Raw genomic sequence first — 6,523 nt, 5'->3', positions numbered from 1 at the left:
TCTCTTGTAGAAAGATGTAAAACAAAAGGTATAAAACTATACATGAATACATATAATGACCAAAATGTAGTAAACTCATATACAAAAAAAGGTGTATCAGGATTTTATACTGACTTCCTAACACCTTAAGAAAAAATTAAATAAATTCAACAATAAGAAACTAATGTAAAAGAATTTAAATTTGCATTAGTTTCTTTTTTTATTGGAATTTCAATATACGCACTCTTTATAAAAACAAACTGTAACAATTTGATAGAAAACACTTCTAACACGTCTTATACTATAGTCACAGGCAAGAAAGAAAGCCTGAAATAATAAATATAAGGAGGTAACGCAAATGGCAGTTACAGAAAACAAAAACGCATCAATACTAAGATTAAAATTCAGAAAGGAAAATGAAGGGGGGAAAATAAAATACAAAGTAAAAAATATTAAAAATTTAAAAGCTGATGCATCTAAAGAAAATGTATATGCAGTAGGAAAATCATTATCATCACTACTTGAAAAATCAGCAGATAAAATATCTAAAATAGATGATACAGATTATACAGAATCTATATAAAAAGGTAGGTGATTATACAAACTAAAAATATTAAATTGTATATTCAAAAATAAAAAAGAAACAAATATATATAAAATTTAAACTCAAAACTCAAACAATCGACGCAAAAACTAAAATAAAAATAATAGATAATAAAAACATAAAAGAATAAATATAACACAAATAAAACTAAATCGTGAAAAGGGGAAAAAATATGATAACTAAAAAACTTACAATGAAATTTAAAACAGGAAAAGGAAAATCAGTAACAATATCACTAGATAATCCAAAAGAAAATATAACAGAACAAGAAATAAAAGATGCAATGGATTTAATAGTTGAAAAAAATGTATTTTCTATAGATGGATCAGATATTGTTTCAACTGTGGAAGCTAAAGTAACAACAACTGATGAAACAGTACATGATTTAATCGTGTAAAAAATAAATCGGGGGGATATTATGAACGTTGAATTACAAAATATTATAGCGAATGTTGGTTTTCCAATAGTAGTATCAATAATATTGCTAACAAGAATAGAAGGAAAATTAGCTGTATTATCTGATAGTATAAATGGATTATCAAAAATAATAGAAACTATAATAACAAAGCAACAGAGTTTATAAAATTCTAAAAAAATATAATCAAAAATATACACAAAAAATTAACATTTTTTAGGAAAAGGGTTTTAAAAAGTACATAAATATAATATTATATTTATATAAAATACATTTTCTATATACTATAAATATATAGATGTATTAAATAATACGAACTTTCCGAATTAGTAAAAAGTAGGAGAGTTCGTATTTAAAACCTGTACTTAAAAAAGAGGTGATACAAGTGTATATGAAAGGGCCGTAATAGACAATTGAATGAAATTTAAAATATTTGAATAAAAAATAATTCAGGAGGGGAAAAATGCATAAAGAAGACGATGAAAGAAATAAAAACGTTGAAAAAAGTTGTGAAAGTAACGAAAAAGAAGATGAAATTACTAAAGCTTATGGAAATGAATTAAGTAAAAAAGAAGATGAAACAAAAATAAATAATAATAAATGTGAAGAAAAATCAAAAGAAACTATAGAAACAGAAAAAGATAGAAGTAGCAGTAGAGAAGATAAATTAAAAAAATTTGAAGAAGAAAAGAAAAAACACAAAGAAGCTTTAGCAAACATGACATTTGAAATAGAGGATATAGACCCCAAATATCAAACAATTGTCGAATTAATAGGCTGTGAATCATATAAACTTATGGTAAAAGTATATGGTGGACAGTATGTATATGTACCAAAATTAAATAAATTAATAGAAAAAAAGAAAAGAGAATACGTTTATAAAGTATTTCTTGAAAATGGATCAGATTATAAAAAAACTGCAATATACTGTGATTTGTGTATAACTACAGTAAGAAAATATGTAAAGGAAGAAAAACGAGCAATTTATGATAAAAAAAGGAAAGAGAAAAATAAAAACGAACAAACTAATACTAAGAAAAATATTAAAAAATAGTTGAAAAGAAAAGCATAACCTATTACAATAATTTTAAAAATCTTAAAATTGTAAAGGCTATGCTTTTTTATTTGACAAAATAGAAAGATTAAAAATATTATATATGCACTATATACATAAAAGCCTAAGTATACTATAATAAAAATAGTATGTTAAATATTACAGTTAAAACAAATAAATTCATAAAAAAATAAGATAAATTTATAAATAATTATGATTAAAAATAAAAATAATATAAATTAGTACGAAACAAGGGGGAACTCAAATGTCAGTATTAGACAGGATATTAAGCAAATCAGATGAGGCTGAAATAAAAAAAATAAACGCCATAGTTGATAAAATAGATGAACAAGAAGATAGATTTAAAGCTATGAGTGATGATGAATTAAAAAATATGACTAATATATTTAAAGAAAGATTATCTAAAGGAGAAACTTTAGACGATATATTAGTAGAAGCATTTGCAGTAGCAAGAGAAGCATCTTCAAGAGTTTTAGGTATGAGACAATATAGAGTTCAGTTAATAGGTGGTATAGTATTACACCAAGGTAAAATAGCTGAAATGAAAACTGGTGAAGGTAAAACATTAGTTGCCGTTGCTCCAGTGTATCTAAACGGTCTAACAGGTGAAGGTGTACACGTTGTAACAGTAAATGACTACCTAGCACAGCGTGACCTTGAAGAAATGGGACAGGTATATAACTTCTTAGGACTTACTACAGGTGTTATAATAGCAGACCAAACACATGAAGAAAGAAAAGCTCAGTATGAAGCAGATATAATATATGGTACAAATAACGAATTTGGTTTTGACTATTTAAGAGATAACATGGCAAAAAGCAATGAAGAAAAAGTACAGAAAAAACTTAAATTTGCAATAGTCGATGAAGTTGACTCAATACTAATAGATGAAGCGAGAACTCCACTTATAATAGCAGGACAGGGTGCAGAAGGAACAGAAATATACAAAGTTGCCAACTCTTTCCTAAAAACTATAAAAGAAGAAGACTATGAAAAAGATAAAAAAGAAAATACAGTAGCTTTTACAGAAGCAGGTATAAAAAAAGCTGAAAAATTCTACGGAATAGAAAATATAACACATATAGAAAATATGGAAATATTCCACGCTATAAATCAAGCTTTAAGAGCACATAAAATGATGGACCTAGATGTAGAATACGTTGTAAGAGATGGTGAAATCTTAATAGTTGACGAATTTACTGGTAGGGTAATGCAGGGAAGAAGATTTACAGATGGACTTCATGAAGCAGTAGAAGCGAAAGAAGGACTAGAAATAAAAGGTGAATCTAGAACAATGGCTACAGTAACATTCCAGAACTTCTTTAGATTATACGAAAAACTATCAGGAATGACTGGTACTGCCAAAACAGAAGAACAAGAATTTGAATCGATATATCATATGAATGTTGTTCAGATACCTACAAATAGACCTGTTTTAAGAGCAGACCTTCACGATAGAATATACAAAACAGAAAAACAAAAATATGCAGCTGTTGTGGAAGAAATAAAAGAAGCACACTTAACAGGACAGCCAATACTAGTTGGTACAGTATCTGTTGAAAAATCAGAACAACTATCAAAACTTCTTGATAAACAGGGAGTAAAACATAAAGTATTAAATGCAAAACAAGATAAAGAAGAAGCAGATATAGTAGCTGAAGCTGGTAAATTAGGAGCTATAACAATAGCAACTAATATGGCAGGTAGAGGTACAGATATAAAACTTGGTGCTGGAGATAAAGAAGAAGCAGAAAAAGTAAGACAAGCTGGTGGACTTTATGTAATAGGTACAGAAAGACACGAATCAAGACGTATAGATAACCAGCTAAGAGGTCGTTCTGGACGTCAAGGAGACCCAGGAAAATCTAAATTCTTTGTAAGTATAGAAGATGAAATAATAAAACTATACGGTGGAAAAACAATAGAAAAACTATCTAAAAAAATAACTCCAGATGAATACGGTGGAATGGAAAGTAAAGCCCTTACTAAAACTGTTGAAAAAGCACAAAAAACAATAGAAGGTAAAAACTTCCAAACAAGAAAACAAGTACTTGAATATGATGATGTAATAAACGAACAGAGAAAAGTTGTATATGCAGAAAGAGATAAAGTACTAAACAATGAAGATATATCTAATGAAATACAAGAAATAATAAAAGAAAGAATAATATTTGCTACTGAAATGTATCTAAGAGGAAAAAATAGAGACTTTGTAAAATATGTAGCACATCTATACAATGAATTTGTTCCATACAATACAATAATAATACCTGGTTGGGGAGAATTATCACCAGAAGCAATAGCAAACCAGACATATGGAATAATAGAAAACATATACAACCTTAAAAAAATGATGATAGGTGAAGAAAGAGTAAAACAAGAAGAACGAGAAACTCTACTTACAGTAGTTGATAACTATTGGACATATCATATAGATCTTATGGATCAGATGAGACAGGGGATAGGGCTTCAAGCATCAGCACAAAAAGACCCTGTAAAAGAATATACTGTTGAAGCTGGTAGAATGTATGACGAAATGAATATGAACATAAGAAAAGATACATTAAAATATCTATTTGGATTTGCTAGAGAAGCACTTGGACAAAAAGAAATAGATATGGAGAACATACAGACTATACAAGATGGTGAAGAGTACGAAAAAGTTGTTGAACCAGATCCAGAACAAATAGAAGCACTTTCTGAATACTTAAATTCATTAAGTGATGAAGAATACAAAAAAGTACTTGAAGAATTAGGAATAGATGCAGAACAAGATGAAAATGGAGAATGGAAAATAAACGAATAAGAACAAATAATAAAAAGAGCAGATTTTCTGCTCTTTTTATTATTTGAAAGATAATCGAGGGATGAAATACTAAAAACAAAACAAAATAGTTACAAAATGATTACAATATTGTAAAAAGAAATATAAAAGTGTAAAAAGATTTACAAAAGAATGAAATTAAAAATAAATGAAAAAATTAATTGAAACAAAAAAGAAACTAAAAATTTTAAAAAAATAAGTGATAGCAATAGAAAAAGGGGGGGCAGATTTATCTGCACCCCCTCTAATGTGGAAGAAAATGGGAAAAAAGAGATTTGAAAAATCAAATTTTCCCAAAAAAAATTATACTATGGAATAGAGAAAAAGTCTACAAAAATAGAAAAGGGGGTTTACAGTTATTAAATGTTACAGTATAATACAATATGTTGCATTTGATATGCGAAGAAAAAATAAAAGTCAAGACCTAAAAAGTTAAGAAAATGTAACTTTTCTTAATTAAGGGTATTGCATGAGCGTAGAAAATGTAGTACAATAAAAATGTGGAAGAATAAAAAATTGCTAAGAGCAAGAGAATAGAGAAAAAAAGAGAAGTAAGAAATAAAAAAAAGAAAAACGGAGGTAAAATAAATGAATAAAAAACATTTATCAGTAGTAATGGCAGGAGCGATGTTAGCGAGTAGTGTAGCGCCAGTATTAGCTTACAAAGTTGATGAGAGTGCTACTAAAGAATATGAAGTTAATGGATCAAATAAAGGGATATTAATAAGAGATTTAAGAAATTTATTATTATCTAAAAAATTTGCTAATGAAGCAGCAAATTACAGTGGAAAAGATAAAAATAAACATGATTTCAGAGGAGAATCAATATATCAGATTAAAGTTGGTACAACAGAAGTTTATGGTACAACAGAAGATGATGTAAAAAAATTAGAAAAAGCTATACAAGAAGCAACAAAAGGTACTAAAATAGAAGTCGTAGATAGAGGTCATGTTGTTAAAAATGATAAATACTATCATTTTGCTGTAGAAAAAATAGAAACTACAACTGAAAAAACATATGACAAATCTTCAATGCAAACATTAGTTGCTGATTTTAATGACCATAAAGATCAATATCCAGCTGTTTATGAAATGAAATTAGAATCAGATGTTTTAACTGTATCAATTAGAAAAGCTATTGGAGAAAATAAATTAGAAACACTTACATTTAAAGTTGGAGATAAACAGTTAGATTTTAAAAAACCAATAGACAAAAATGGGGATGTTTTAGATGGTAGAAATACTCAGTCTGATTGGTCTGATTTAGTTGGTTTCAAAGCAGATACTAATAGTAAAGTTATAAATGTTGGTGACGAAATAGATGGTAAAAAATTAGCTGTAATAACAGTGTCTGATGTTGATGCTAAATATGAAACAGTATTATCAGATTTATATGATGGCTTATTACTAACAGAAAAAGGTCAGAAATTATTAGATACTATAAAAGAATATAAAAGAGATTCTAAATTAAACTTTACTGAAGCTACATTAAATTCAAGTGCAAATGGAATATATGAAATAAAATTTGTATTTGAAAATACTAAAACAGGTGTTAAATCAGAAGTAGTTGTAAAATCAAATAAAAAAGCACAGTTAGAATTATTCATGGGATGGATGAATAATGGA

6 protein-coding genes are annotated in these 6,523 nt (G+C 27.4%); all 6 read left to right on the top strand.

Annotated features, from left to right (window positions below; genetic code table 11):
• Positions 1-337 precede the first annotated feature (337 nt).
• Entirely contained in the window at positions 338-562 is a 225-nt protein-coding gene (locus Q1J78_RS08525) for a DUF1659 domain-containing protein (RefSeq protein WP_300280432.1), read from the top strand.
• A gap of 193 nt (positions 563-755) precedes the next feature.
• Positions 756-980, top strand: coding sequence for a DUF2922 domain-containing protein (locus Q1J78_RS08520; RefSeq protein WP_300280429.1), 225 nt, complete (start codon positions 756-758; stop codon positions 978-980).
• Between the two features lie 21 nt (positions 981-1,001).
• Positions 1,002-1,166 (top strand): YvrJ family protein, encoded by a 165-nt coding sequence (locus tag Q1J78_RS08515; RefSeq protein ID WP_300280426.1) that lies wholly within the window; start codon positions 1,002-1,004, stop codon positions 1,164-1,166.
• Positions 1,167-1,461: 295 nt separating this feature from the next.
• On the top strand, positions 1,462-2,052 hold the full coding sequence (locus Q1J78_RS08510) for a Mor transcription activator family protein (RefSeq protein ID WP_300280423.1): 591 nt from the start codon (positions 1,462-1,464) through the stop codon (positions 2,050-2,052).
• Positions 2,053-2,317: 265 nt separating this feature from the next.
• The gene (gene secA, locus Q1J78_RS08505; RefSeq protein ID WP_300280420.1) at positions 2,318-4,879 is read left to right on the top strand and encodes a preprotein translocase subunit SecA; all 2,562 of its coding nucleotides are present in this window, start codon (positions 2,318-2,320) and stop codon (positions 4,877-4,879) included.
• 606 nt (positions 4,880-5,485) lie between these two features.
• The coding region (locus tag Q1J78_RS08500) for a hypothetical protein (RefSeq protein WP_300280417.1) at positions 5,486-6,523 on the top strand (1,038 nt) is incomplete at its 3' end.

Origin of the sequence: Peptacetobacter sp. (genome assembly GCF_029264495.1) — a bacterium.
GTDB lineage: Bacteria > Bacillota > Clostridia > Peptostreptococcales > Peptostreptococcaceae > Peptacetobacter.
This window is presented reverse-complemented; position numbering and strand designations above follow the sequence as displayed.

Coding starts and splice junctions, on each gene's coding strand:
- Q1J78_RS08520 (WP_300280429.1), top strand. CDS start 756: ATGATAACTAAAAAACTTACAATGAAATTTAAAACAGGAAAAGGAAAA.
- Q1J78_RS08525 (WP_300280432.1), top strand. CDS start 338: ATGGCAGTTACAGAAAACAAAAACGCATCAATACTAAGATTAAAATTC.
- secA (WP_300280420.1), top strand. CDS start 2,318: ATGTCAGTATTAGACAGGATATTAAGCAAATCAGATGAGGCTGAAATA.
- Q1J78_RS08510 (WP_300280423.1), top strand. CDS start 1,462: ATGCATAAAGAAGACGATGAAAGAAATAAAAACGTTGAAAAAAGTTGT.
- Q1J78_RS08515 (WP_300280426.1), top strand. CDS start 1,002: ATGAACGTTGAATTACAAAATATTATAGCGAATGTTGGTTTTCCAATA.